Origin of the sequence: Aliarcobacter thereius LMG 24486, assembly GCF_004214815.1 — a bacterium.
GTDB lineage: Bacteria > Campylobacterota > Campylobacteria > Campylobacterales > Arcobacteraceae > Aliarcobacter > Aliarcobacter thereius.
The window spans coordinates 1,630,485-1,656,899 of record NZ_CP035926.1 but is presented as its reverse complement, the minus strand read 5'-3'; the positions used below and the strand labels follow the sequence as shown (position 1 = coordinate 1,656,899).

Genomic DNA, 26,415 nt, shown 5'->3' with positions numbered 1-26,415 from the left:
ATGTCAATAAAAGTAGTACCAAGATATGGAAAAACATTTAAAGAGAAATTGTATCTTCCTGCAATAGCAGGAGGAATGAAAACTACATTTAAACACTTTGTAAAAAATTTAAGAAATGTAGATAGTGTAAATACTATGCAGTATCCAGAAGTTCAACCAACAGATATAACAGATAGATATAGAGGTGTGCATAGATTAACAACTCATGAAGATGGAAGTGAAAAGTGTGTTGCATGTTTTATGTGTGCAACTGCTTGTCCTGCTGAATGTATCTTTATTGAAGCTGAAGAGAGATTTGATGGTGTTGATGAAAAAAGACCTAAAGAGTTTAAAATAGATCTTTTAGAATGTGTTTTCTGTGGATATTGTGTAGAGGCTTGTCCATGTGATGCAATTAGAATGGATACAGGAATCTTTTCATTTACAGCTTCAAAAAGAGAAGATTTTGTATTAGATAAAAAAGCTCTTATGAATAATAAGAGATCAAAGGATTTTGAATGATAGCAGATATTATTTTTATTGCCTTATCATTTTTCGCAATAACAGGGGCACTTGCTATGCTTCTATACAGAAGTCCTATGTTTAGTGCATTAGGACTTTTAATTACAATGCTTAGTGTTGCAGGAATGTTTGCTTTATTAAATGCAACTTTACTATTTATGGTTCAAATTATAGTTTATGCTGGTGCTATTATGGCCTTAATACTATTTATTTTGATGTTTTTAAATATTAAGGAAGAAGATTTACCACAAGAACCAAAAAAATATATTTTTATAGGATTTGGTGCAATCATTATGATACCACTAAATATTTTGGTATTAAAAGCAGTTTCAAATCTTCCAAGTAAAGATTTAAGTCCAGTTGAGAGTGATTTTGGAACTATTAAAATAGTAGGAATTAAACTTTATGAAGAGTGGATTGTAGCGTTTGAATTAATTTCAGTATTACTTTTAATTGCACTTATTGGTTCAGTGGTTCTTGCAAAAAGAAGAGAAACAAAAATTACAAATGAGGAGGATTAATAGATGATAACATTAACTTCTTATGCCTTTGTTGCAATGATTTTATTCTCTATTGGAGCAATAGGAGTAATTGCAAGAAGAAATATTTTTGTAATATATATGTCAATTGAACTTATGTTAAATGGTGTTAATTTATTTTTAGTTACATTTGCTAGATACCATTTTAATCTTGATCCTCAAGTTATATCAATTATGGTTATTTCAATTGCGGCAGCTGAAGCAGCTGTGTTTCTATCAATAGTAATTTTGTTATTTAGATCTAAAAAATCTTTAGATACAGATATATTTACATCTCTATCACAAGGAGAAAAATAGATGAGTACAAATTTATTAGTTTGGATAATATTAGCGCCACTTTTTGGTGCTTTATTAAATACAGCTTTATATTTTTATAATATTAAAAAGCAAAAAGTATCTGAAATCTATTTTGCTCTTATAGGAACAATAACTCCTTTTATAGCATTTGTTTTTACACTTTTAGTTTTTTTACAAATCAATAGTGAAGATGTAGTTTTAAAACAATCTTTATTTACTTGGTTAAATGTTGCAAATTTAAATATAGAGATGGCATTTTTAGGTGATAAATTATCGATTTTTATGTCAATGTTTGTTACTTTTGTTGGATGGTTAATTCATATTTATGCAGTTGGATATATGAGAGGTGATGCAGGTTTTGGTAAATTCTTTGCATATTTTAACCTTTTCTTAGCTTCAATGTTAATTCTTGTTTTAGCAGATAACCCAGTTATTATGTTTATTGGATGGGAAGGTGTTGGAGTTTGTTCATATCTTTTAATTAAATTCTATTATGGACAAAAAGAGAATGTTGTTGCTGCAAATAAAGCTTTTATAGTAAATAGAGTTGGAGATTTTGGATTCTTACTTGGAGTTGCAACACTATTTTTCGCTTTAGGTCAAGTTGATCTTTCTTTTTCATCTATTGAAGCAAATTTAGGAAATACTACAAATGGATGGTTGATTTTAGCAGGAATCTTACTTTTTGTAGGGGCAATGGGAAAATCAGCTCAGATTCCACTTTATACTTGGCTTCCAGATGCAATGGCAGGACCAACACCAATTTCAGCATTAATTCATGCAGCAACTATGGTTACAGCAGGGGTTTATATGGTTTCAAGATTTCACTTTTTATATGTGGGAATTGAAGAAATCGGATTATTTATAGCTTATATAGGAGCGTTTTCAGCACTTCTTGCAGCTATTATAGCAACAAGACAGACAGATATTAAAAAGATACTTGCTTATTCAACAATGAGTCAATTAGGATATATGTTTATAGCTGTTGGTTTAGGTTTTTATGCAAGTGGACTTTTCCATGTATTTACACATGCTTTTTTTAAAGCAATGTTGTTTATGGGAGCAGGTGGGGTTATAATTGCACTTCATCATGAACAAAATATTTTTAATATTGCAAAGCATAGAGCAAATCTTCCAATAATTTCTGCAACATTTTTAATAGGAGTTATAGCGATATCAGGGATTCCACCATTTTCTGGATTCTTTTCAAAAGATGTAATTTTAGCAGCTGCATTTCAAGAAGAACATTATTTAATCTATGGTATAGCTATGTTCACTGCATTTTTAACAGCATTTTATATGTTTAGATTATATTTTATTGTGTTTGTAACACCAAATAAAAGTGATAAAAAAGAGTATGTATATACAAGTAAGACTATTACTTTTCCATTGGTGGTTTTAGCTATTGGAGCTATTGGAGCAGGTTTTTTAAACTTTCCAGCAGTTTTTGGTGGTAATCATTTAGTTGATACTTGGTTAGGGCAATTAAATTCAAAAACAATAACTTTAACACATAGTACAGAGTATATTTTAATGATACTTTCAGTTGTAGTTGCTGCTATTGGTATTTTTATTGCATATAAAAAATATGCTAAATATGATTTAGAAAAACCAGAGTTAGAAACAGGTTTTATAGGAAGAAAACTTTATATTGATGAACTATATGATTTAGTTTTTGTAAAAACATCAAAAGCATTATCTGTGTTTATAGATAAAGTATTAGATACAAAAATCATAGATGCATTTATTATGAAATGTTCAGTTGGATTTGTGGCTATTGGAAGAAAAGTAGCTTTAATACAAAATGCAAATGTAAGATATTATGCAGCATTTATGCTTCTTGGTATGACATTTGTTTTTGTATATTTATATTTAGAATTAGGGTTGTAAAATGAGTGCAGATATTCTTTCATTTATTATATTTTTACCAGCTGTTGTAGCAATTGGACTACTAATTACAACAAGAGATGTAAATACTATTAGAAATATTGCATTTCTTACAACAACTGTTATTTTAGCACTTGTTTTAAAAATTTACATAGATTTTGAACCAAGTGCAGGTATGCAATATGTTACAAATGTTGCTTGGATAGAAACTTATGGAATAAATTACTATATTGGTTTAGATGGTTTTTCATTGACAATTCTTATGATGATTGCAATTTTAATACCAACAGCTTATTTACTTTTATGGGAAGGGAAAACAAAAGGTTATTGGATAAATATGCTTCTTGTTCAAAGTGGTGTTACAGGAGCTTTACTATCTTTAGATGTAATATTATTTTATTTCTTTTGGGAAGTTATGCTTTTACCAGTATTCCTAATGATAGGACAATATGGTTTTGGAGATAAAATATTTACAACTTTAAAAGTTACAGTTTATACAATGGCTGGTTCACTTTTAATGCTTGTTGCAATAATCTTTTTAGCAGTGGCTTATCATAATGAGTTTGGTGTTTGGTCTTTTGCTTATGATAATTTAATGATGGTTAAAGAGCTAGATAATAGTACAAGGGTTTGGTTGTTTTTAGCATTTCTTGCTGCATTTGCAATTAAAATTCCATTATTCCCACTTCATACATGGATTATGTCAACATATAAAAATGCACCAACAGGAGCAGTATTTTTACTATCATCAATAATGGCAAAACTTGGAGTTTATGCAGTAATTAGATTTTTAATTCCATTATTTCCTGATGTTTATGTTGAGTATTCAACATATTTTGTAATGCTTGGATTATTTGGATTAGTTTATTTTGGTATTGCTGCACTTATGCAAGATGATATTAAAAGAATGTTTGCTTATTCGTCAGCTTCACACTTGAGTTTCATTGCTGCTGGTATTTTCTCTTTAAATTCTTATGGAATAAACGGAGCCTTGTACTTAATAATAGCTCATGCTATAGCAACTGGAGCACTATTCTTACTTGTTGGAGTTTTACAAGAACAAACAGGATTTAAAACAATTAAAGATTTAGGTGGAATAGCTAAAAAAGCACCTATCTTTACATTTGTATTTGCTGTTATGCTTTTTGCAAATGTTGGACTACCTGGAACAAATGGTTTTGTATCTGAATTATTAATAATTTTTGGAGTATTTAATTTTAATATTTATTTAGGAATTATAGCTGCATTATCAGTTATTATTGGAGCTTCATATATGTTATGGATGTTTCAAAGAGCTATTTTACAAGATAGACCAGAAGGTTCTGTTGAATTAAAAATGAGAGATTTAAAAATTAAAGAGATTATTGGACTTATTCCATGGGTAGTTTTAGTTTTTGTTATGGGATTTTATCCAGAAGTTTTTATAGATAAATTTGAACCAACAGTTACACACTATTTAGAAGATATTTTACAAATTGGAGCAACAAAATGAGTCAATTTATTTATACAATTCCTACTCTTTTAGTTTTATTTGGGGCTATTACCCTTTTATTTATGAGCATGAGTGAAAGAATCTCTATTAAGAGTCATATTTTTGTTTCTTCACTTTTTTTAGTTTTAGCTTTAGCTTTTGCACTGTTTAATGTAAATACACTTTATTCAGTTCAACCTTATGAAGGTTTTTTAAATAATGTTTTAACATTTGATACTTTTTCTAACTTTTTTAATATTTTATTAATATTAGGAACACTACTTACAATATTAATTGGTGAACACTATATTGAATATAGAAAATATTTTAAAGGTGAATTTTTTAGTATTATTCTTTTTGCACTATTTGGAATGATGGTTTTATCTCAAGCAAATGAGATAATAACTGCATTTATAGCTTTAGAGATAGCATCATTTAGTGTTTATATTCTTGTTGGATTTAATAGAGATGATTCAAAAAGAGTTGAAGCAGTATTTAAATATTTAGTTTTAGGTGCATTTATTGGAGCTTTTTTCTTATTAGGAATGGTTTTAGTTTATGGTACAACAGCAAGTACAAATTTGGCTGATATTTATCAATATATTATTGGTGCAGATCAATCAAATATAGCACTTTTATATATAGGATTGACTTTAATACTTTTCACATTCTTATTTAAAATTGCAGCATTTCCTTTCCAATCATGGGTATTAGATATTTATAGAGGTGCACCTATGATTGTTACAGCTTATATGGCTTCAACATTCAAAATTGCAATATTCTCTTTTTTCTTAAGATTAATATTAGAATATATTTCACCTTTGATTGATTTCTGGGATACTATTTTACAAGTAGTTATAGTTCTTACTTTACTATTTGGAACTTGGTTAGCAATAACACAAGAGATTGTAAAAAGAATGCTAGCAGCTTCTTCAATAGTTCATACAGGGTATTTACTTCTAGCATTTATCGCTTTAAGTTATGCAGATGGTGAAATATTAAATATTGGTGCAGCATACTCAATTATGTTTTATTTAATAGCATATTTATTATCTGCACTTGGAACATTTGGATTAGCTTCACATATAATTTCAGAAACAAATGTAAAGGTTACATATGATGATTTTAGAGGTTTAGCAAAACAAAGACCATTTTTAGCAGCAATGATGACAATTTTCTTACTATCTTTAGCTGGAATTCCAGGAACTATTGGTTTTATTGGGAAAGTTTATGTATTTACAGAAGCTATAAAAGCTGGATATATAGCACTTGCAGTTGTTGCAATTATTGCAACAATTATATCTATGTATTACTACTTAAGATTAATAGGTATGATGTATTTTTATGAGCCAAAACAAGAGTGTATTTCACAAGAATTTAATGATAGTAGAGTATCTACATATGCAATTTTATTTGTAGCAATATTAACTTTAGTTGGTGGAATTGGTTCAGCAGTTGTATTCTTTATTCCAGCATTAAATATTGATACACTAATAAATTTTGCACAAATAGCTGTACAATCTTTATTTTTATAATGAGTAATATAGTTACAAAATAAAACCATTTTTTAGCAATTTAGTCCACTAATTGGACTAAATGCTACTTTTTTACAAAAATCTTCATAAAAACCCGAAATCTTCGTTTACTAAATAAATTTTAAACCTATAATTTGATATCATAATACGAAATCTAAATCTCAAAGAAAGGATAGCAAATGAGTGACCTAATAGAGGGTTATTTAGGGAAAACGGTAGAAGGAAGAAAGAGCAGACTTCCAGCAAAACTTGATTTTATTCAAAGTGTTACTGGAGGATTTTTAGCTTTATTTATGTGGGCACATATGATGCTTGTTGCATCTATTTTAGTGTCAGAAGAGTTTATGTATCAAGTTACAAAACTTCTTGAGGGAAGTTTTATATTTGAAGGTGGAAATCCACTTTTAGTATCGATAGTTGCAATTGTAATTTTTGTAATTTTTATTGTTCATGCTGCTTTAGGTATGAGAAAATTACCAGGTAACTTTAAACAGTACCAAGTAATAAAAGCTCATGCAAAAAGTATGAAACACGATGATACAAAACTTTGGTTTATACAAGCATATACAGGTTTTGCTATGTTCTTCTTAGCATCAATTCACTTATATGTTATTATGACGCATCCAGATCAAATCGGACCTTATGAAAGTAGTGCAAGAGTGTGGGAAGAGTATATGTGGCCACTATATATTTTACTTTTATTAGCAGTTGAATTTCACGGAACAATTGGTCTTTATAGACTATGTGTAAAATGGGGTTGGTTTGATGGTGAAAATCCAAAAGCTACTAGAAAAGCACTAAAAAAATTAAAATGGGCTTTAACTGTATTTTTCCTAGTACTAGGTTTCGCTTCACTTGCGGCTTATATGAAAATAGGGTATGAAAATCATAAAAATGGTGTTGATAGAGGTTCATATAAACCAACTGCACAAATTATGAATTATGAATTAAAAACTAAAAGTGTTGGAGGAATAGCATAATGAAAATCATTTACTGTGATGCATTAGTTGTTGGTGGTGGATTAGCAGGACTTAGAGCTGCTGTTGCTACACAAAAAAAAGGTTTAAGTACAATAGTTTTATCATTGGTTCCAGTAAAAAGATCACATAGTGCTGCTGCTCAAGGTGGTATGCAAGCAAGTTTAGGTAATTCTAAAATGTCTGATGGAGACAATGAAGATTTACACTTTGAAGATACTGTAAAAGGTTCTGACTGGGGATGTGACCAAGAAGTAGCTAGAATGTTCGTTCATACTGCTCCAAAAGCTATTAGAGAACTTGCAGCTTGGGGTGTGCCTTGGTCAAGAGTTGAAAAAGGTACTAGAGAAGCAGTTATTAATGCTAAAAAAACAACTATAACTGAAGATGATGATAGACATGGATTAATCACTTCAAGAGATTTTGGTGGTACTAAAAAGTGGAGAACATGTTATACAGCAGATGCAACAGGACATACAATGTTATTTGGTGTTGCAAATGAAGCTTTAAAACATGATGTTGATATTAGAGATAGAAAAGAAGCAATTAGTTTAATTCACGAAGCTGGAAGATGTTATGGAGCAGTTGTTAGAGATTTAATAACTGGTGAAATTGAAGCTTATGTTGCAAAAGGTACATGTATTGCTACTGGTGGATATGGAAGAATATTTAAACAAACTACAAATGCTGTTATTTGTGAAGGTATTGGAGCCGCTATTGCACTTGAAACTGGAATTGCTACATTAGGAAATATGGAAGCAGTACAATTTCACCCAACACCAATTGTACCATCAGGTATTTTACTAACTGAAGGTTGTAGAGGAGATGGTGGTATTTTAAGAGATGTAGATGGACATAGATTTATGCCAGATTATGAGCCAGAGAAAAAAGAACTTGCTTCAAGAGACGTTGTTTCAAGAAGAATGATTGAACATATTAGAAATGGAAAAGGGGTACCTTCACCATATGGTCACCACGTTTGGTTAGATATTTCTATTTTAGGAAGAGAACATATTGAAAAGAACTTAAGAGATGTTCAAGAAATTTGTCAAATTTTTAATGGTATTGATCCAGCTGATGAAGGTCCAAAAGGATGGGCACCAGTTCTTCCAATGCAACACTACTCAATGGGTGGAATCAGAACAAAAGCAACTGGTGAGTCTCAAAACTTAGCAGGGTTATTTGCTTGTGGTGAAGCTGCTTGTTGGGATATGCACGGATTTAATAGATTAGGTGGAAACTCAGTATCTGAAACAGTTGTTGCTGGTATGATTATTGGTAACTATTTTGCTGATTATTGTTTAGAAAATGATGTAACAATTCCAACTTCTGTTGTTCAAAAATTTGTTGATGAGCAAGAAGCTTACATGGATGAGTTATTATCTTACAATGGAAATGAAGATATCTTCAAAATCAAAAATAGAATGAAACAACTAATGGATGATAAAGTTGGTATTTTTAGAAGTGGTGAGCCATTAAAAGAAGCAGTTGAAGAGTTAAAAGAGCTACTACAAAAAACTAAACAAATCAATATTAAATCAAAAGAAAAAAGTGGAAATCCAGAGCTTGAGGAAGCATATAGAGTTCCAAAAATGTTAAAAGTAGCACTTTGTGTTGCTAAAGGTGCAAGAGATAGAACAGAATCAAGAGGTGCTCATTATAGAGAAGATTATCTTTTAAGAGATGATAAAAACTGGTTAAATAGAACTCTTACTTCTTGGCCATCAAAAGATGCAATTGAACCAACTATTACATATGAAGCATTAGATATTATGAAAATGGAAATGCCTCCAGCATTTAGAGGATATGGTGCTAAAGGTATGATTATTGAGCATGATAACTCAGCTATAAGACAATCACAAGTTGATGAAATTAGAGAAAAAATGGAAACAGAAGGTAAAGATAGACATGAAATCCAACATGCTTTAATGCCATTTGATTTACCAATGAACTATAAAGAGAAAAATGAAAGAGCGGGAGATAAATAATGAGTACGCAAAACGGTAGAGAAATTACAATTTCAGTTCTAAAATATAATCCAAGAAGTAAGGTTTCAAAGCCTCACTTTGTTGATTATAAATTAGAAGAAACACCAGGTATGACTCTTTTTATTGCATTAACACAAATAAGAGAGTTTTATGATCCAGATTTATCATTTGACTTTGTTTGTAGAGCTGGAATTTGTGGAAGTTGTGGAATGATGGTAAATGGAAAACCAGCATTAGCTTGTAGAACACTTATAGCAAACTATCCAAAAGGAAAACTACAATTAATGCCAATGCCAGCTTTTGAACTAATCAAAGATTTATCGGTAAATACTGGTAAATGGATGGATAGTATGAGTAAAAGAGTTGAGTCTTGGGTTCATACAAATGAAGAGATTAACATTGCAAAAATGGAAGAGAGAGTTGAACCAAAAGTTGCAAATGATACATTTGAATTGGACAGATGTATTGAGTGTGGTATTTGTGTTGCTTCTTGTGGAACAATGTTAATGAGACCAAATTTTGTTGGTCCAGTTGGATTAAATAGAGTTGCAAGATTTGAAATAGATCCACATGATAACAGAACTGCTGAAGATTTCTATGAATTAATTGGAGATGATGATGGAGTATTTGGTTGTATGTCATTAATGGCGTGTGAAGACCATTGTCCAAAGCATTTACCTTTACAAGAAAAAATTGCATACTTAAGAAGAAAATTAGTAGCACTAAGATAATAATTTATGAGAGTTTTTCTCTCATAAATATATAAGAAAGTAAAAAAAGTTAAATATCATCTTTGGATATTTAACTTTTTTTATTTAAACCCCACAAAACTTGGAGAAAAAATGAGTTTAATTAGTGATTATTTTTTACTTTATCATGGATTAGTTTTTGAAGAAGAGCAAGAGTTAAATTATATAGATGATAAGCTAGGGAAAGATAGCTTTACTGTATTTGCATTAATACTTTGTGCACATAGAAAAAATTATACAAAATTTATAAATCTTGATTCTTTTAAAGGTCTTTGTAGGCAATTGGATATAAAAAGTCCTACAAATATAAATGAATTAAATCAAGTTCAATACTCAATTATTGATATAATCTCAAAAAATAGTACAAAAGAGAGCTTAGATAATCTTCATAATACTTTTTTATATTTAAAAGATGAGAACATAATAAGTAATGAAAACTACTCAAAGCTTACATCTTTATTTGATTATAAAGAGATAAAAACCACTAAAAAAGTTGATATAGAAGATAGTTCTAAGAAAATAGCATTTAAAGATATAAAAGATATATTAGAAAGAATCTTAGAAGATTTAAGAACTCAAATAAAAAATGAAGAGTTAAAGAATGATTTAGAAAATATTGAAACTTATTTAAATAGCAAAAAATTTTCTATTGGAATTACAGGTGTTATGAGTGCAGGTAAATCAACAATGCTAAATGCACTTATGGGAAAAGAGATTCTAGGAAGTGCAGTTGTTCCTGAAACAGCAAATTTAACAATAGTAAAACATAGTAAAACTCCAAGTGCAAAAGTATATTTCTGGAATAAACAAGAGTGGAATAAAATAGAAAATAGTGCAAATAGTTTAGAATCTATGAAAGAGTTTGTGGAAGAGACAAAAAGAGTTTTTGGGAGTGAAATAAATAACTATATTAAAGATGAATCAAAATTTGCTGATGTTGATATAAATAATCTTAAATCATATACATCAGCTGAACATAGTGGAAAAAAATGTAATCTTGTAAAATATGTTGAACTTGGTAGTGATTTGAAATTTTTGCAAGATGGAATAGAAATAGTTGATACACCAGGTCTTGATGATCCAGTTATTCAAAGAGAAGAGATTACAAAAGAGTATATAAGCAAGTGTGATATTATGCTTCATTTGATGAATGTTTCTCAAAGTGCAACTTTAAAAGATGTTGAATTTATAATTGATGCAGTTTTATATCAAAATATAACAAAACTTTTAGTTGTAATTACAAGAGCAGATACTGTTAGTAAAAAAAATCTTGAAGAAGTTATAAACTATACAAAAACATCAATACAAAGACAACTAAAAGCACAAAATAAAGATTCTCAAATAGATCATATTTTGAGTAGTATAAAATTTGTTGCAATATCTGGACATATGGCATTACTTCATAGAACAAATAGAGCAGATGAAGCAATAAACGCAGGATATACTCTTGAAGATACAGGAATAACACAAATAGAAGATTATCTATATGATTCTTTATTTGGAGAAAACTCACAAAAAGGTGATCTTCTTATACAGTCAGCAAGAGTTCAAATATTAAAATTATTAGAAAAACAAATTAATATTTTAAATTATGAAATAAAACTACTTGGTAAATCAAAAGATGAACTAGAAAAAGATTTAAATATTTTAAGAGATAAAAAGGCAAAACAAGAGAGATCACTATTTAGAATAAAAGAGGATATTAGTTTTTATAAGAATGATGCAAAAAACTATATTGATTCATTGGATACTTTTTTACAAAGTGAGCTGATTGATCTTCAAAATATAATAAAACAAAGAGTTTTAAATGATGTTAAATATAGTTTAGTAAAAGATAAAAAAAGATCAGATGAACAAAGAGTAAGAGTTATTATTCAAACTGCTATAAAAGATGGAATAATAGATATTATTAGAGATTATAGATATAAATTTATAAAAAAATCTCAAACTATTGGAGAACAATGTGAACAAAAATATCATGATTTTGGCTTTAGCATAGGACATAAAAATGATAATTTTGATGCAAGAGGTTTTTTTCAAGAGGATTTTAAAAGTGGTTTTTTAACAACAAGTTATGATGTTTTAATAAACTTAATTTTAAAAGAGACAAATAGTGCAAAAGAGTCAAAATTAAATGAACTTGAAAGAGAACTTCAAAATATTATAAAATTACAATTTTCTCCAATTGTAGAAGATTTGCAAGTAAAAGCAAAAACACTTAGTAAAAAACTAGTTGAAGAGTTCTTTAAAGTTTTAAATGCACCAGTTATTGCATATGAACAAAAAGTAAAAAGTGATGAAGAGATGCTTGAAAAAGAGCTTTATAATTTTAAAGAGAATGATGAAAATAGAGCTGAAAAATCAATTGAAATTCACAATAAGATTAAGAAATTGCAGGATACTTTAACATATATAAAAGGATTAAATCAATGAGTATAAATCTAAATATTTTAAAGAATTTCATAGAAGAGTATAAAGCACAAGATTTAGTTGAAGAGATAATATATGAAGATGGATTAGTTGGAGATATTAAAAAAACAATTGATAAACTTTTAGATGAGAAGTTTTTTCCATCAACAGAATTAAAAAATATATTAAATAAACAATTAAGAAGAGCTAGATATCCTATGGAAGTTGCTATTACAGGACAATTTAGTGCAGGTAAATCTACATTCCTAAATGCAATATTATCTAGAAATATTTTACCAACAGGAATAACTCCTGTTACTTCAAAAGTAAATTTTATAAATTATGGTGATGAATATAAATTAAAAATCACATATCATTCAGGAGCAACTGAATATGCTCCGATTGAAAGTATTGCAGATTTTACTGACCAAAGACAAGATGATATGAAAAATATCAAATATCTTACACTATATGCACCAATGCCAATTTTAAAAGAGATATCATTTGTAGATACTCCTGGACTTAACTCACAATCACAAAGTGATACCGATGTTACAAGAAGAGTTTTAAAAGATGTTGGTGGAATTATTTGGCTTACACTTATTGATAATGCTGGAAAATTGTCTGAAGCACAAGTTTTAGAAGAGTATATGGAGCATTTTAAAAATAAATCTCTTTGTGTTTTAAATCAAAAAGATAAATTAAGCCCTGAACAAGTTATAACAACTACAAAATATGTAGAAGATAAATTTAATAAATATTTTGCAAAAGTTGTACCTATTTCTGCAATAAAAGCTTTAGAAGGAAGAGCAAAAGAGAAAGAAGTTTTAATCGAAGATGAAAACAGAGATTTCATAAATCTTTTAAAAAATGAATTAAAATCTCTTGAAGATGAAAATAGATTTGAAAATCTTTTGAATGAACATAAAAAAACAATAGAGAAAATAAAAAATAAAGATACAGTAAAAAATACAGAACTTCTTGAAGAGTCAAATATACAAGAAGTTATTGATTTTATTGAAAATGTTATAAGACCACAAGCTTCAGAAGCTAAAGAGTTTGCAATTAAAAAAGATTTAAGATCTTTTTGTGATATTTTGATAAAAGAGTATGAAACAATTTTAAAAGTATATGATGCTTTGGTTGTAGTTTTAAATGAGCTAGAAGATAAAGTTTTAAAAGCATTTGATGAAATACTATCAAAGTATTCAAAAGAGCTTTTTACTATCTATAATTCTCTTATTTCAATTATGGAAAAGATTGCAAATGAAACATTTAAAAATATAAAAACTAAAAAAGCTGTAAGATTTGAAGAGAGCAAATCTATTTTAGGACAAAAAATTGAAAGAGTAGAATATGAAACTCTTTGGATAGATAGTGATTCTGTATATAAAGCACTTTTTTATGATGATCAAACAGTAGATAAGATGTTTAAAAAATCAATTAGACTTTTAAAAAATATTGAACTAGATACAGATGAAGCATTTAGAGATGTTTATAGATTAATTAGGAATGATGTTGTTAAGTGGCAAGAACCGTATGAATTAATGAAAAAAAACAGAGAAATAGCTTCTGATGTTGAGTTCTCAAATACAAGACACTTTGCAGCAAAAGTATATGAGAATGTTTTAAGAGAGTTTCATAAGGCTATTTTAGAAAATATTTCAGCACTTAGAAAGAAGTTTGCATATTTTAATGGAGCTTTATCTTATTCATACATTCAAGTAACTCAAGCAACAATTGCACACTTTGAACAACAAATAGTAGAATCAGAAGAGTTATATAAAAAAGAGCCTACAAGATTTTCAATTAATCATCCAAGAGAAGATGAAATAGTTGCAAAATTAAAAGCAAATTTTGCTTTTGAAAAGATTGAAGATTTTTTAACTTCAAAAAGAAATTATCTTTTCAAAATTATAAAATATTCAAAAGAACAATATTTGAATATAAATGAAGATAGAGTAAAATTTATACTAGATAAAAAAGAGCAATATTTAAATAAAATTGAAGATTTAGATATTGTAAAAAGTGAGGTTTAAAATGTTAAAAGAGATTTTAAATAGTGATAATTTTAGTGAAATAAGTACTAATAATATTCAAAATATTATTAGTTTACTTCTTGAAAAAAAGATATATTTTGGAATAGTAGCTAATCTTCAAGATATAAAATTTAATCCAGATTTACCAAAAGGTATAAAAGAAAATTTAAGTAATTTTTCTTTATTTTCATTAGCTGGATATACTTTTGAATCATCTTTTATAAAAGATGATAGATTGTTTTTTGAGGCAGGATTTGGTGAAAATAATTTTGGAAGTTTAGTAAGTATTCCATTTTATTCAATATTACAAGTTATAGTAGAAGAGAATATTGTTGCTATAAATCTTGTCGCAACACATAAAAAAGATATTAAAAAGAAAAAAGATTCATTTGAATTATTTAAAAATAATCCAAAAAATAAGAAGTTCTTGTAGGAGAAGATAAAGCTACTTTTGTAGCTTTATAAAATTATTTCTCTTTAGGAGCAAATTTAAATAATGCAGAACCCCAAGTAAGTCCACCACCAAAAGCATCAAAAAGTATTGTATCACCTTTTTTAAGTTTTCCTTGTTCATAAGCATAGTTCATAGCCATAGGAATTGAAGCAGCTGAAGTATTTCCATATTTATCAACAGTTACAACTGTTTGCTCTTCATTTAAATTTAAAGACTCTCCAACAGCTTTTATTATTCTATAATTTGCTTGATGTGGAATAAAATGAGTGATATCTTGATTTGAAAGATTATGTTTTTTTAGCATATTTATAACATCAGCTGTTAATGTTTTAACAGCAAGTTTAAAAGTTTCATTACCTTTCATAGAGATACAAGACATTTTTGCATCTAAAACTTCTTGTGAACATGGATGTTTACTTCCGCCACCAGCTGTTTTAATTAGGTCTTCATAGTTTCCATCACTTGAACATGAAACATCAATTATTGCTTCATTTTTATCATCTGTTGCACTAATAATCGCAGCTCCTGCTCCATCACCAAAAATAAAGCAAGTTGTTCTATCTTCATAATTTAAAATAGAACTATATTTTTCTGCTCCAACAAGAAGAATATTCTTTTTTAAACCAGATTCTATAAAAGCTTTTGCAATATTTAAAATATATACAAAACCAGTACATGCAGCACTAACATCAAATGCCATTACATCTTTTATACCAATTTTTGATGATATTAAACAAGCAGTTGAGGGCATACATAAATAATCAGGTGTAACAGTAGCACAAATAACTAAATCAATTTCATCTTTATTGATACCAGCTCTTTGAATTGCTTGTAATGCAGCTTTAGCACCTAAATCTGAAGAAGCTTCATTGTCTTCAGCTAATCTTCTTTCTTTTATTCCAGTTCTTTTTGTAATCCATTCATCACTTGTATCAATGATTTTTTCAAAATCAGCATTAGTCATAATTTTTGGTGGAATATAAGCTCCAATAGATCTAAAAGCTGCATATTTCATAATTTTTCCTTAATTAGTAGTACTTTCTGTACTACATTCTTCTTTAACAGAGTATTTTATTAATCTTTGTTCAATTATATCTTCTAAGTTTGAACTAGCAGATAAAAGTGCTTGAAATATTGCATTTTTTATAGCTTTAGGATTTGATTTCCCATGAGATATAATAACAGGAGCTTTTACTCCTAAAAGAGGAGCACCTCCATACTCTGCATAATCTACTCTTACTTTTAGATTTTTGAATACTTTTTGCATTAAAACAGCACCAGCAATCGAAATAAGAGATCTTTTTAAATTCTTTTTAATGATTTTTCCTATTGTATCTGCAACACCTTCTGCAGTTTTTAATAGAATATTTCCTACAAAACCATCACAAACAACAACATCAACTGTGCCTTTAAAAATATCATTACCCTCAACATTCCCAGCAAAGTTTGGAACTCTTTTTAGCATTTTATATGCTTCTTTAGTTACTTCATTTCCTTTACTCTCTTCTTCTCCATTGCTTAAAAGACCAACAATTGGTTCATCAAGTCTTAAAACAGTTTGAGCGTATGCTTGTCCCATAACAGCAAACTCAAATAAGTTTCTAGCATCACTATCTACATTTGCTCCAACATCCAATACTAAAGTATTTTGATTTTCACTTGTTGGCATAAGAGTAGCGATTGCAGGTCTTGAAACACCTTTTATTCTTCCAATTCTTAGAGTTGCTAAAGACATTGAAGCACCAGAATGACCAGCAGATACAACAGCATCAGCTTTTCCTTCTCTTACTAAATCAATAGCTTTATAAATTGTTGACTCTTTTCTTTTTAATGCATCAGTGGCATGATCATTCATACTAATTACATCTTTAGTATCAATGATTTCTATTCTTGAGCTAAAAGCAGGGGGAATTAGTTTTGATAAAATATCTTTATCACCAACAGCAAGTGCTGTAAAGTTGTTATTGTTTCTAATGGCTAAGATTAAACCTTCCATTATTGGTTCGGGACCAAAGTCCCCACCCATTGCATCTATTGCTATTTTAATCATTAGTTTTTATATTCACCAGTGTTTGGATTTATCATATGAGGCATTTTAAATGACCCATCACTATCTTTTACTGGTCTTTTTAATGTAATTTTATAGTGCGTTCTTCTTTTTGCTGCTCTTGAGTGTGACACTCTTCTTTTTGGTACTGCCATATTAATCTCCTTTTAAAATTCTTGTTCAAATATAGTAGAACTATTTTCACAACTATTGCATAAATAGTAATCACTTTTTATGCTGTTGATTTCGCTCTCTATTATAGAATCAAAGTCAATTACTTCATCAACTTCAATTACTAAAAAATCATCCTCAATACCTTTAAAAATTCCATTACTTATAAGAAGATTTAACTCTTCGTTAAGATTTATTTTAAGCTCATTTGGGCATCTAGAACAATCAACTGTGATTTCACCTTTTAGTTTTGCTTCTATTTTTACTAAAGTAGATGAAATTCTACAAAAAGTACCTTCAATTTTGACTGAATCAAAAGAAGTATTTAACTCTTTTTTATCTTGAGGTACTTTTTTAAACTCTATTTTCATTTAGAAATTAGCAAATTTCTCTTGAAGAGAAGAAGAATGCAATTTCAATTGCAGCATTTTCTAAAGAGTCACTTCCGTGAACTGCATTTGCATCAATTGATTCTGCAAAATCTGCTCTGATTGTTCCAGCAGCAGCTTCTTTAGGGTTTGTTGCACCCATTAAATCTCTATTTTTTGCCATAGCATTTGTTCCTTCTAAAACAGATACTACAACTGGTCCAGAAATCATAAATTCAACTAAATCTTTGAAAAAAGGTCTACTTGCATGAACTGCATAAAATGCTTCTGCATCAGCTTTTGAAAGTTGCATTTTTCTTGTAGCTGCAATTTTTAATCCAGCTGATTCAAATCTATCTAAGATTTTTCCAACTACATTTTTTGCAACTGCGTCTGGTTTGATTATTGATAGTGTTCTTTCCATCTTTAAATTCCTCTTTGTTTTTTTAGTCGCGGATTATATCTAAAAAAGTTATAAAAAAGCAAGTTATCTCATATTAATCAATAACTGCATCACCAACTTCACCTCTATCTTCTTTTTCTATTTTACTAGAACCAACTTCATCCCAAACTATACAGCCTTCTGTTGGACAGGCATCAGCACATGCTGGTGCATCATTATGACCAACACACTCTACACATTTATCTTTATATACATAGTATACATCTTCACCAGTTGGATTATCATCATTATCAACTATTGCACCAACAGGACATTCATCTAAACATGCATCACAACTAATACATGTATCAGTAATTAAAACTGCCATAATATTCTCCATAAATTTTTTTGAACAATAACAAACAATATATAAAAAGAATATAAAATCTAACTAAAGATAATTTTTATTAATTGCAAATCTTTTTCATATTTAAGCTAAATATAAAAAAAAGATGTTAAACTTCCACCCATAAAAATTATTTAAAAAGGATAAAAAATGTTAGTTACAAAAAAAGCTCCAGATTTTACAGCAAAAGCTGTTTTAGCAGATGGTACAATTGAAGATTTTAATTTATATAAAAATATTGGTACAAATGGTGCAGTACTATTTTTCTACCCAATGGATTTTACTTTTGTTTGTCCATCAGAAATTATTGCTTTCTCACATAGAATTAAAGAGTTTGAAGAGAGAGGAATTCAAGTAATTGGTTGTTCAGTTGACTCTGAGTTTTCTCACTTTGCATGGAGAGAAACACCAGTTGAAAATGGTGGAATTGGAAGAATTAAATATCCATTAGTTGCAGATATTAGTAAAAAAATATCAAAATCATTTGATGTATTATTTAACAAATCAGTTGCTTTAAGAGGTTCATTTTTAATTGATAAAGATGGAACAGTAAGACATGCTGTAATCAATGATTTACCATTAGGAAGAAATGTTGATGAAATGATTAGAATGGTTGATACAATGCTATTTACAAATGAGCATGGAGAAGTTTGTCCAGCTGGTTGGCAAAAAGGTGATGAAGGAATGAAAGCAGATACTGCTGGAGTTGCTGAATATCTATCTAAAAATAGCGAAAAACTATAACAACAATTTAGAAAAGAGGTATTTTTACCTCTTTCTTGACAATTTAAAAAATATTAAATAAAATTACACTTCACTTTAAATATAAAGCTACAAATACTCAAAAAATACTACATTATTAAATATGTAAACTAAAAGGTAAAAATCCATATGGAAGAATCTAAAGAAGAACAAAAAGTAAGAAACAGTAAAAAAGCGAGAACACATGTTCCAGTAGATGGTTATAAAATCGAACAATTAAGAGAGTTACCATTAGAAACTCTATTAGATATTGCAAATGATTTAGATGTTGAAAACCCACAAGAATTAAAAAGACAAGATTTAATGTTTATGATTCTTGCATCACAAATTGATGCTGGTGGATTTATTTTATTTACAGGAATTTTAGAGATAAAAGATGGTGGTTTTGGGTTTTTAAGAGCAATAGATGGAAATTTCTCTGATACATCAAACGACTCTTATGTAAGTGCCACACAAATTAGAAAATTTGCATTAAGAACAGGAGATATTGTAACAGGACAAGTAAGACCACCAAACAAAGATAGTGAAAAATATAATGCACTTCTTAAAATAGAAGCGATAAATTATCTACCTGTAAAAGATTCAAAAAACAGACCACTTTTTGATAACTTAACTCCTTTATATACTACTACAAAATTTAAATTTGAATTTGATTCACAAAAACTAACAGGAAGAGCTCTTGATCTTTTTGCACCAATGGGAAAAGGACAGAGAAGTTTAATTGTTGCTCCACCAAAAACTGGTAAAACAGAACTTTTAAAAGAATTAGCTCATGCAATTTCTAGAAATCATCCAGAAGTTACTTTAATGGTTTTATTAATTGATGAAAGACCCGAAGAGGTGACAGATATGCAAAGAAGTGTAAAAGGAGAAGTATATAGTTCAACTTTTGACTTACCTGCACAAAATCATGTTAGAGTTGCTGAAATTGTAATTGAAAAAGCAAAAAGACTTGTAGAGATGAAAAAAGATGTTGTAATTTTATTAGATTCTATTACAAGATTAGCAAGAGCATATAATACAGTTACTCCAAGTAGTGGAAAAGTTCTTTCAGGTGGAGTTGATGCAAATGCTCTACACAAACCAAAAAGATTTTTTGGAGCTGCAAGGAATATAGAAGAAGGTGGAAGTTTAACTATTATTTCAACAGCATTAATTGATACTGGTTCAAAAATGGATGAAGTAATTTTTGAAGAGTTCAAAGGAACTGGAAACTCTGAAGTTGTATTAAGTAGAAATGCAGCAAATAAAAGAGTTTATCCTGCTATTGATATTGTAAAATCTGGTACAAGAAAAGAAGAATTGCTTCTTAGTGCTGATACTTTACAAAAAACATGGATATTAAGAAATGCTATGAGTGAAATGGATGAAGTAGATGTTCTTAAATTCTTATACCCAAAAATGCAAAAAACAAAAAATAATGATGAGTTTTTTGCTTCAATGAACGAATAAAAAATCTTATAAACAACTTAAAAATGTAGATAAAAGTAAAATATTTTCAGAAATGTGAATATTTTACTTCTAATTTAAATAAAAAAGAATAATTTTCTGATATAATGTATCTCCGAAATTTTAACCAAAGGAAGGAAGATGGCAAACCTAAAAAACATTTTAGAGTACTTAAAAAGAACGAGTCCAGCTCAGAATGAGTTTCATCAAGCTGTTGAAGAGGTGATACACTCACTAGAACCACTATTTGAAAAATATCCAAAATATAAAGAGTACAAAGTTTTAGAAAGGTTGCTTGAACCTGAAAGACAAGTTATGTTTAGAGTAACTTGGATAGATGATAAAGGTGAAATACAAGTAAATAAAGGTTATAGAGTACAATTTAGTTCAACTCTAGGACCATATAAAGGTGGATTGAGATTCCACCCAAGTGTAAATACAGGAATTATTAAGTTTTTAGGTTTTGAACAAATATTTAAGAATGCATTAACTGGATTACAAATTGGTGGTGGAAAAGGTGGAAGCGATTTTGATCCAAAAGGTAAGAGTGAAAATGAAATTATGAGATTTTGTCAAGCTTTTATGACTGAACTATTTAGACATATTGGTGCTACAACAGATGTTCCAGCAGGAGATATTGGTGTTGGTGCTAGAGAAGTTGGATATATGTTTGGTATGTATAAAAAACTTGCAAATAAATATGATGGAACATTTACAGGAAAATCTTTAAAATGGGGTGGATCATTAGCAAGAACTGAAGCAACTGGATATGGTTGTGTATATTTTGCAAAAAATATGTTAGATGCTAGAGGAGAAACACTAAAAGGTAAAAGATGTGTAGTTTCTGGTTCTGGAAATGTATCTATATATACAATTGAAAAACTATATCATGTTGGAGCATTACCAATTGCATGTAGTGATTCAAGAGGAATGATTCTTGATGAAGAGGGAATAGATTTAGATCTATTAAAAGAGATTAAAGAGAATCAAAGAGCAAGATTAAGTGAATATACAAAATATAGAAAATCAGCTGTTTATACTCCTGTTGAAAATTATCCAAAAGATAGAAATGCTATTTGGTCTGTTCCTTGTTTTGCAGCCTTCCCAAGTGCAACTCAAAATGAGTTAAATATTGAAGATGCGAAAGAACTTATCAAAAATGGATGTTTTTGTATAAGTGAAGGTGCAAATATGCCATCTACAACAGAAGCAGTTGAGTTTTTTGTAGATCAAAAAATAGCATATGGACCAGGTAAAGCTGCAAATGCTGGAGGAGTTGCTACATCTCAATTAGAAATGGCACAAAATGCAGCTATGATTAACTGGACTTTTGAAGAAGTTGATACAAAATTAGAACAAATTATGTATGGAATATTTCAAAGAGTTAGTAAAACAGCAGAAGAATTTGGAGAACCTACAAACTTTGTATTAGGTGCAAATATCGCAGGATTCAGAAGAGTTGCTGATGCTATGCTTGAACAAGGTGTAGTGTGATAAACTTTATCTAAGGGATTTGTCCTTTAGATATTTTTAATAAATAATTTAAATAAATCTTCATAAATACTTCTAAATAATTAAATCATAAATTAGCATCTTGTTATTGTTTTTCTGATATAATTTTGCCAAAAAATTTATAAGGCAAAGCTTGAGAGTTGGACTTTTTGATTCTGGAATAGGTGGATTAACTATATTAAACACTATTGTTAAAAATATGAAGAATATAGAGTTTTTTTATATTGCTGATACTCTTTTTGCTCCATATGGAGAAAAAGATACTAAAGAGATATTAAAAAGATGTGATGATATAACAAACTATCTAATCAATGAACATAAAATAGATATTTTAGTAGTAGCTTGTAACACAGCAACATCTATTTCAATAAATTATTTAAGAGATAAATATAAATCTTTACCAATTATTGGTGTTGAACCAGCTTTAAAACCAGCAATTGAATATTCAAAAACAAAAAATATTGCAATTTTAGCAACACCATCAACTATAAATGGAAGTAAATATAAAGAACTTGTAGAAAAATTATCAAATAATCAAAAATTAAATCTATATCATATAGCTTGTAGTGGATTAGCAAAAAAAATTGAAGAAGCTGATATTGAAGAGAATAGTTTAAATCTTTTTTTAAAAAACTACCTAGAAGAGTTAAAAGATAAAAATATTGATAGTGTAGTTTTAGGTTGTACTCATTATCCAATTATAAAAAATAGTATAAAAAGTTTCTTTGAAAATGGTACAAAATTATATGATTCAGCAGATGCAATTGCAAAGAGATTAAAAGAGATAACAAAAGACAAAATTCAAAGTGAAAAAGAGCAGAGAGTTACGATTTTATACAGTAGTAAGATAAATTTTGATATGGTAAATATAATTTTAAAAGATTGTAAATATGATCTAAGAGAGTGTAAAATATGAGTGAAAATAGTATAGAAAATAGAGTTCTTGCTCTAAAATATAGACCAAAAAGATTTGAAGATTTAGTAGGACAAACTACTATTTCACAAACACTATCTTTGGCATTGGATTTAAATAGGCTCTCACATGCATATTTGTTTTCAGGACTTCGAGGAAGTGGAAAAACAAGTACAGCTAGGATAATGGCAAAATCATTACTCTGTAAAGAAAAACCAATAAGTAAACCTTGTGAGGTTTGTGAACATTGTGTTAGTGCAAATGCTGGAAGACATCTTGATATTATTGAAATGGATGCTGCTAGTAATAGAGGAATTGATGATATTAAAGAGTTAATAGAGCATACAAAATATAAACCAAGTAGTGCAAGATTTAAAGTTTTTATAATTGATGAGGTTCATATGCTTACAACTCAAGCATTTAATGCCTTATTAAAAACTTTAGAAGAGCCACCAGGTTTTGTGAAATTTATACTTGCAACAACAGATGCTTTAAAGCTTCCTGCAACTATTTTAAGTAGAACACAGCATTTTAGATTTAATAAAATTGTAGAAAATGATGTTGTAAAACATATAAGTTCTATTTTAAATAAAGAGCAAATAGAGTACGAATTACAAGCTTTACAAATTATTGCAAAAAGTGGACAAGGAAGTTTAAGAGATACATTAACTTTACTTGACCAAGCTATAATATTTTCAAAATCAAAAATAGATCTTGTAAGTGTTGTTGATATGTTAGGATTGATTGATCCACTTATTATGGACAATATTTTTAAAGTAGTTCTAGAAAATAGTGATTTTAATCCTTTAATTGAAACATTACAAAACTATGAAGCAAATCAGATTTTAAATGAGATGTCAAACTATTTAAAAAATGCAATGCTTGAAAAAGATAGTAGATTTAATACTATTTTATATGAAAGATTTTTTAGAATTCTTGGAGAATCAAAATATCTTTTAACTCTAAATAGTGATGATACTTTTGTAATTATATTAACTTTTATGAAGCTAATTGAAGCAACAAATTTAAAAACAATAGATGAAATTTTAAATCAAGTAAATAATATAAAAGTAAGTGAACAAGAGATAATAATACAAAAAGAAGAGCCAAAAATAGCTAGTGTAAGTATAGAAACTCCTATTATTGAGAATAAAGAAGAAATAAAAATAGTTGAAAAAGAGCATATAGAAGAGAAAATAGAAAATATAAATAAAGAGCAAAATATACAAACAGAAACAACAGATTTTGATGATGTAGTTTATGAAACAGTAGAAGATGAAACAGATATTTATGAAGACAAATACCATACTTTAATAGAAAAACTATATGATAGAAGTCATGAACTTGGAGATTGTTTTGAAAGAAACTTTATTTATAATGCATATTCAAATGATACTTTATACATTATCTCATATGCAAAAGATCAAGAAAGAGATTTCTTATACAAACATTTTGGACTTATAAAGACTTTTATAGGAGATGTTTTTGGATTAAATACAAAAATAGATTTTAAAAAGGAAGAAGCCACCATAAGTGGTGAAGAGAGTAAAAAGAATTTAAATGAAGAGATAGAAGAAAAAGAGAATAAAGTTTTAAATGAAGAAGAGTTTTCAAATCCTTCATCTTGTGTTGCAAGCTCTTTAGAAACAAAAGATGAAACATTAAGTCAAAAAGAGATTCAGGTAAAAGAGTTATTAACTGAACCGATGATTGAACAAGCAAAAGAACTTTTTGATATAAAAAAGATAGTTGTAAAGCCAAAAATTTAAAAAAGGATTGAAATGAGAATTATAATAAAGTTAGCACTTGTTTTTGCTATTTCTAAAAGTTTTTTGTTTGCAAATGAACAATTAGTAATAGAATTTGAGAAAAATAGACTTGAAAGAAATCCCGAACTTATTGTAAATAGTATTAAGACTTTTTATATTAAAAAACTTGATATTAAAGGAAATTGGAGTGCATATATTTTAGATGTAAATGTAGATTTAAAAGATAAAAATATGAGTGTAAAAGATATATTATTTTCAAATGGAGAAGTTGTTACTTCAGAGCTTTATGATATAAATAGTAGAAAATCTTTACAAGAACAAGCAAGTCCAGATTTAAATGACTCTTATTATGATGAAAATAAATTAATAGCAGGAACTCATGGCGCTAAAAACTCTTTAGTTGTTTTTTCAGATCCACTTTGCCCATTTTGTCAAAGATATATTCCTGAACTTATCTCTTATGTAAATAAAAACAGTGAGAATATAGCTTTATATTATTACTCTTTTCCTTTGGTTCAAATTCATAGAGCATCATTGGATTTATCAAAACTTATTGAAATAGCAAAAGAAAATAATAAGAATATTGTAGAAAAGGCATATAAAGTAAATTGGAATAGATATTTTGATCCAAATAGTACAGATAGTAAAGTTATTCTTGATAGTTTCAATAAAGAGCTAAAAACTAATATAAAAGTAGAAGAGTTAAAAGCAGAAAAATATCATAAAATTATAGAAAAAGAGGTGAAAATGGCAGAAAACTTGCTTGTAAATGGAACACCTACAATTTATATAAATGGTAAAAAAGATAGCACTAAAGAAGCTTATAAAAAATTAAAATAAGGAGAAAGTATGCAAAAACTAGTAATTGCTACAAGAAGAAGCCAACTTGCACTTTGGCAAAGTGAATATATAAAAGCTGAGCTTCAAAAATATTATCCAGATATGATAATTGAGTTACAAGAGTTTGTAACAAAAGGGGATAAAATACTTGATGTTCCTTTAGCAAAAATTGGTGGAAAAGGACTTTTTACAAAAGAACTTGAACTCGCTATGCTAGAAGGAACAGCACATTTAGCTGTACACTCACTAAAAGATGTACCAACACAGTTTGAAGATGGATTAGTTTTAGCTGCTGTTTCAAAAAGATTTAATCCTCAAGATGCACTTTTAAGTAATAAATATAAAAGTTTGGAAGAGCTTCCTAAAGGTGCAATTATAGGAACTACGAGTTTAAGAAGAAGAATGGCTTTAAAAATATTAAGACCAGATATTGAACTTAAAGATTTAAGAGGAAATATAAATACAAGAATTGCAAAATTAAATGCAGGTGAATATGATGCAATTATTTTAGCTGCAACAGGAATTGAAAAACTAAAACTACAAGATGAAGTAAAATATTTTTCTGTAATTCCAAGTGATATTATGATTCCATCAATGGGACAAGCAACTTTAGGAATTGAAACAACAGATGATCCAAAGATTATTGAAATTGTAAAAGTTTTAAATGATAAAAATGCAGAGATAGAGTCAAAAATAGAGAGAGGCTTTGTAGATAAACTTCAAGGAGGATGTCAAGTTCCTATTGGAGTAAAGGCTACAATTTTAGATGAAAAATCTGTAAAAATAGATGCAATAGTTGGACTTCCTGATGGAAGTGAATATATAAAAGATAGTAAAATTGTAGATATAAACTCTTTTGAGAGTGCTGGAAGAGATTTTGCAGATGAGTTTATAAAAAAAGGTGCAGTTGAGCTTCTAAAAAGAGCTGAAATGATGGCTTTTAAATAAAT

25 protein-coding genes are annotated in these 26,415 nt (G+C 28.5%); 19 read left to right on the top strand and 6 right to left on the bottom strand.

What is annotated here, in order from left to right:
- The 12 genes from ATH_RS08535 to ATH_RS08480 all read left to right on the top strand — a co-directional run bounded on the left by ATH_RS08535 (position 1) and on the right by ATH_RS08480 (position 14,825).
- The gene (locus ATH_RS08535; RefSeq protein WP_066180946.1) at positions 1-501 is read left to right on the top strand and encodes a NuoI/complex I 23 kDa subunit family protein; all 501 of its coding nucleotides are present in this window, start codon (positions 1-3) and stop codon (positions 499-501) included.
- Positions 498-1,022, top strand: a complete 525-nt coding sequence (locus tag ATH_RS08530) for an NADH-quinone oxidoreductase subunit J family protein (RefSeq protein ID WP_228140836.1) — start codon at positions 498-500, stop codon at positions 1,020-1,022. Before ATH_RS08535 ends, ATH_RS08530 begins: the two co-directional genes overlap by 4 nt.
- Before the next feature lie 3 nt (positions 1,023-1,025).
- On the top strand, positions 1,026-1,337 hold the full coding sequence (gene nuoK / locus ATH_RS08525) for an NADH-quinone oxidoreductase subunit NuoK (RefSeq protein WP_066172026.1): 312 nt from the start codon (positions 1,026-1,028) through the stop codon (positions 1,335-1,337).
- Positions 1,338-3,227 (top strand): NADH-quinone oxidoreductase subunit L, encoded by a 1,890-nt coding sequence (nuoL, locus tag ATH_RS08520; protein ID WP_066185840.1) that lies wholly within the window; start codon positions 1,338-1,340, stop codon positions 3,225-3,227.
- Between the two features lies 1 nt (position 3,228).
- Complete coding sequence (locus ATH_RS08515) at positions 3,229-4,716, top strand: complex I subunit 4 family protein (RefSeq protein WP_066185837.1); 1,488 nt, start codon at positions 3,229-3,231, stop codon at positions 4,714-4,716.
- The gene (locus tag ATH_RS08510) at positions 4,713-6,230 is read left to right on the top strand and encodes an NADH-quinone oxidoreductase subunit N (RefSeq protein ID WP_066180957.1); all 1,518 of its coding nucleotides are present in this window, start codon (positions 4,713-4,715) and stop codon (positions 6,228-6,230) included. Before ATH_RS08515 ends, ATH_RS08510 begins: the two co-directional genes overlap by 4 nt.
- A 179-nt stretch (positions 6,231-6,409) precedes the next feature.
- Positions 6,410-7,210: a fumarate reductase cytochrome b subunit gene (locus ATH_RS08505; RefSeq protein ID WP_066185834.1), complete on the top strand. Its 801-nt coding sequence runs from the start codon at positions 6,410-6,412 to the stop codon at positions 7,208-7,210.
- Complete coding sequence (locus ATH_RS08500; protein WP_066180962.1) at positions 7,210-9,195, top strand: fumarate reductase flavoprotein subunit; 1,986 nt, start codon at positions 7,210-7,212, stop codon at positions 9,193-9,195. Before ATH_RS08505 ends, ATH_RS08500 begins: the two co-directional genes overlap by 1 nt.
- Positions 9,195-9,926: a fumarate reductase iron-sulfur subunit gene (locus tag ATH_RS08495; RefSeq protein WP_066180965.1), complete on the top strand. Its 732-nt coding sequence runs from the start codon at positions 9,195-9,197 to the stop codon at positions 9,924-9,926. The genes ATH_RS08500 and ATH_RS08495 overlap by 1 nt, the downstream gene beginning before the upstream one ends.
- Positions 9,927-10,037: 111 nt before the next feature.
- On the top strand, positions 10,038-12,377 hold the full coding sequence (locus ATH_RS08490; protein WP_066180968.1) for a dynamin family protein: 2,340 nt from the start codon (positions 10,038-10,040) through the stop codon (positions 12,375-12,377).
- The gene (locus ATH_RS08485) at positions 12,374-14,392 is read left to right on the top strand and encodes a dynamin family protein (RefSeq protein WP_066185830.1); all 2,019 of its coding nucleotides are present in this window, start codon (positions 12,374-12,376) and stop codon (positions 14,390-14,392) included. The genes ATH_RS08490 and ATH_RS08485 overlap by 4 nt, the downstream gene beginning before the upstream one ends.
- Position 14,393: 1 nt before the next feature.
- A complete protein-coding gene (locus ATH_RS08480; RefSeq protein WP_066180975.1) occupies positions 14,394-14,825 on the top strand; it encodes a hypothetical protein in 432 nt (143 codons plus the stop codon).
- Positions 14,826-14,859: 34 nt separating this feature from the next.
- Here ATH_RS08480 and ATH_RS08475 read toward each other — a convergent pair whose 3' ends face one another.
- From ATH_RS08475 to ATH_RS08450, 6 genes are all read right to left on the bottom strand, one after another.
- Positions 14,860-15,861, bottom strand: a complete 1,002-nt coding sequence (locus ATH_RS08475) for a beta-ketoacyl-ACP synthase III (protein ID WP_066180980.1) — start codon at positions 15,859-15,861, stop codon at positions 14,860-14,862.
- A gap of 9 nt (positions 15,862-15,870) precedes the next feature.
- On the bottom strand, positions 15,871-16,896 hold the full coding sequence (gene plsX, locus ATH_RS08470; RefSeq protein WP_066390083.1) for a phosphate acyltransferase PlsX: 1,026 nt from the start codon (positions 16,894-16,896) through the stop codon (positions 15,871-15,873).
- A complete protein-coding gene (gene rpmF, locus ATH_RS08465) occupies positions 16,896-17,048 on the bottom strand; it encodes a 50S ribosomal protein L32 (RefSeq protein ID WP_066172003.1) in 153 nt (50 codons plus the stop codon). The genes plsX and rpmF overlap by 1 nt, the downstream gene beginning before the upstream one ends.
- A gap of 12 nt (positions 17,049-17,060) precedes the next feature.
- A complete protein-coding gene (locus ATH_RS08460) occupies positions 17,061-17,435 on the bottom strand; it encodes a DUF177 domain-containing protein (protein WP_066180986.1) in 375 nt (124 codons plus the stop codon).
- Positions 17,436-17,442: 7 nt separating this feature from the next.
- Positions 17,443-17,856, bottom strand: a complete 414-nt coding sequence (gene ndk, locus ATH_RS08455) for a nucleoside-diphosphate kinase (protein ID WP_066180991.1) — start codon at positions 17,854-17,856, stop codon at positions 17,443-17,445.
- Positions 17,857-17,929: 73 nt separating this feature from the next.
- The gene (locus ATH_RS08450) at positions 17,930-18,202 is read right to left on the bottom strand and encodes a DUF362 domain-containing protein (RefSeq protein WP_066180994.1); all 273 of its coding nucleotides are present in this window, start codon (positions 18,200-18,202) and stop codon (positions 17,930-17,932) included.
- A gap of 168 nt (positions 18,203-18,370) precedes the next feature.
- Here ATH_RS08450 and ATH_RS08445 point away from each other — a divergent pair, with 168 nt between their 5' ends.
- From ATH_RS08445 to hemC, 7 genes are all read left to right on the top strand, one after another.
- Positions 18,371-18,964, top strand: coding sequence for a peroxiredoxin (locus ATH_RS08445; RefSeq protein WP_066180997.1), 594 nt, complete (start codon positions 18,371-18,373; stop codon positions 18,962-18,964).
- 147 nt (positions 18,965-19,111) lie between these two features.
- A complete protein-coding gene (gene rho, locus ATH_RS08440) occupies positions 19,112-20,434 on the top strand; it encodes a transcription termination factor Rho (protein WP_066181000.1) in 1,323 nt (440 codons plus the stop codon).
- A gap of 138 nt (positions 20,435-20,572) precedes the next feature.
- Positions 20,573-21,925 carry an NADP-specific glutamate dehydrogenase gene (gene gdhA, locus ATH_RS08435; RefSeq protein WP_066181002.1) on the top strand — a complete coding sequence of 451 codons (1,353 nt, stop codon included), beginning with the start codon at positions 20,573-20,575 and terminating at the stop codon, positions 21,923-21,925.
- Positions 21,926-22,076: 151 nt separating this feature from the next.
- Complete coding sequence (murI, locus tag ATH_RS08430; protein ID WP_066181005.1) at positions 22,077-22,859, top strand: glutamate racemase; 783 nt, start codon at positions 22,077-22,079, stop codon at positions 22,857-22,859.
- Positions 22,856-24,625: a DNA polymerase III subunit gamma/tau gene (locus tag ATH_RS08425; RefSeq protein ID WP_066390084.1), complete on the top strand. Its 1,770-nt coding sequence runs from the start codon at positions 22,856-22,858 to the stop codon at positions 24,623-24,625. The genes murI and ATH_RS08425 overlap by 4 nt, the downstream gene beginning before the upstream one ends.
- A 12-nt stretch (positions 24,626-24,637) precedes the next feature.
- Positions 24,638-25,465 (top strand): DsbA family protein, encoded by an 828-nt coding sequence (locus ATH_RS08420; protein WP_066181011.1) that lies wholly within the window; start codon positions 24,638-24,640, stop codon positions 25,463-25,465.
- 9 nt (positions 25,466-25,474) lie between these two features.
- The gene (gene hemC, locus ATH_RS08415; RefSeq protein WP_066181014.1) at positions 25,475-26,413 is read left to right on the top strand and encodes a hydroxymethylbilane synthase; all 939 of its coding nucleotides are present in this window, start codon (positions 25,475-25,477) and stop codon (positions 26,411-26,413) included.
- Positions 26,414-26,415: the final 2 nt, after the last annotated feature.

Bases quoted from the DNA above. Each gene is read 5' to 3' on its own strand.
- hemC (WP_066181014.1), top strand. From the start codon at position 25,475: ATGCAAAAACTAGTAATTGCTACAAGAAGAAGCCAACTTGCACTTTGG.
- plsX (WP_066390083.1), bottom strand. From the start codon at position 16,896: ATGATTAAAATAGCAATAGATGCAATGGGTGGGGACTTTGGTCCCGAA.
- ATH_RS08480 (WP_066180975.1), top strand. From the start codon at position 14,394: ATGTTAAAAGAGATTTTAAATAGTGATAATTTTAGTGAAATAAGTACT.
- ATH_RS08535 (WP_066180946.1), top strand. From the start codon at position 1: ATGTCAATAAAAGTAGTACCAAGATATGGAAAAACATTTAAAGAGAAA.
- nuoK (WP_066172026.1), top strand. From the start codon at position 1,026: ATGATAACATTAACTTCTTATGCCTTTGTTGCAATGATTTTATTCTCT.
- ATH_RS08445 (WP_066180997.1), top strand. From the start codon at position 18,371: ATGTTAGTTACAAAAAAAGCTCCAGATTTTACAGCAAAAGCTGTTTTA.
- ATH_RS08450 (WP_066180994.1), bottom strand. From the start codon at position 18,202: ATGGCAGTTTTAATTACTGATACATGTATTAGTTGTGATGCATGTTTA.
- ATH_RS08495 (WP_066180965.1), top strand. From the start codon at position 9,195: ATGAGTACGCAAAACGGTAGAGAAATTACAATTTCAGTTCTAAAATAT.
- ndk (WP_066180991.1), bottom strand. From the start codon at position 17,856: ATGGAAAGAACACTATCAATAATCAAACCAGACGCAGTTGCAAAAAAT.
- ATH_RS08420 (WP_066181011.1), top strand. From the start codon at position 24,638: ATGAGAATTATAATAAAGTTAGCACTTGTTTTTGCTATTTCTAAAAGT.
- ATH_RS08510 (WP_066180957.1), top strand. From the start codon at position 4,713: ATGAGTCAATTTATTTATACAATTCCTACTCTTTTAGTTTTATTTGGG.
- ATH_RS08500 (WP_066180962.1), top strand. From the start codon at position 7,210: ATGAAAATCATTTACTGTGATGCATTAGTTGTTGGTGGTGGATTAGCA.
- ATH_RS08490 (WP_066180968.1), top strand. From the start codon at position 10,038: ATGAGTTTAATTAGTGATTATTTTTTACTTTATCATGGATTAGTTTTT.
- rpmF (WP_066172003.1), bottom strand. From the start codon at position 17,048: ATGGCAGTACCAAAAAGAAGAGTGTCACACTCAAGAGCAGCAAAAAGA.
- ATH_RS08485 (WP_066185830.1), top strand. From the start codon at position 12,374: ATGAGTATAAATCTAAATATTTTAAAGAATTTCATAGAAGAGTATAAA.
- ATH_RS08475 (WP_066180980.1), bottom strand. From the start codon at position 15,861: ATGAAATATGCAGCTTTTAGATCTATTGGAGCTTATATTCCACCAAAA.
- ATH_RS08505 (WP_066185834.1), top strand. From the start codon at position 6,410: ATGAGTGACCTAATAGAGGGTTATTTAGGGAAAACGGTAGAAGGAAGA.
- ATH_RS08425 (WP_066390084.1), top strand. From the start codon at position 22,856: ATGAGTGAAAATAGTATAGAAAATAGAGTTCTTGCTCTAAAATATAGA.
- ATH_RS08530 (WP_228140836.1), top strand. From the start codon at position 498: ATGATAGCAGATATTATTTTTATTGCCTTATCATTTTTCGCAATAACA.
- ATH_RS08515 (WP_066185837.1), top strand. From the start codon at position 3,229: ATGAGTGCAGATATTCTTTCATTTATTATATTTTTACCAGCTGTTGTA.
- nuoL (WP_066185840.1), top strand. From the start codon at position 1,338: ATGAGTACAAATTTATTAGTTTGGATAATATTAGCGCCACTTTTTGGT.
- rho (WP_066181000.1), top strand. From the start codon at position 19,112: ATGGAAGAATCTAAAGAAGAACAAAAAGTAAGAAACAGTAAAAAAGCG.
- ATH_RS08460 (WP_066180986.1), bottom strand. From the start codon at position 17,435: ATGAAAATAGAGTTTAAAAAAGTACCTCAAGATAAAAAAGAGTTAAAT.
- gdhA (WP_066181002.1), top strand. From the start codon at position 20,573: ATGGCAAACCTAAAAAACATTTTAGAGTACTTAAAAAGAACGAGTCCA.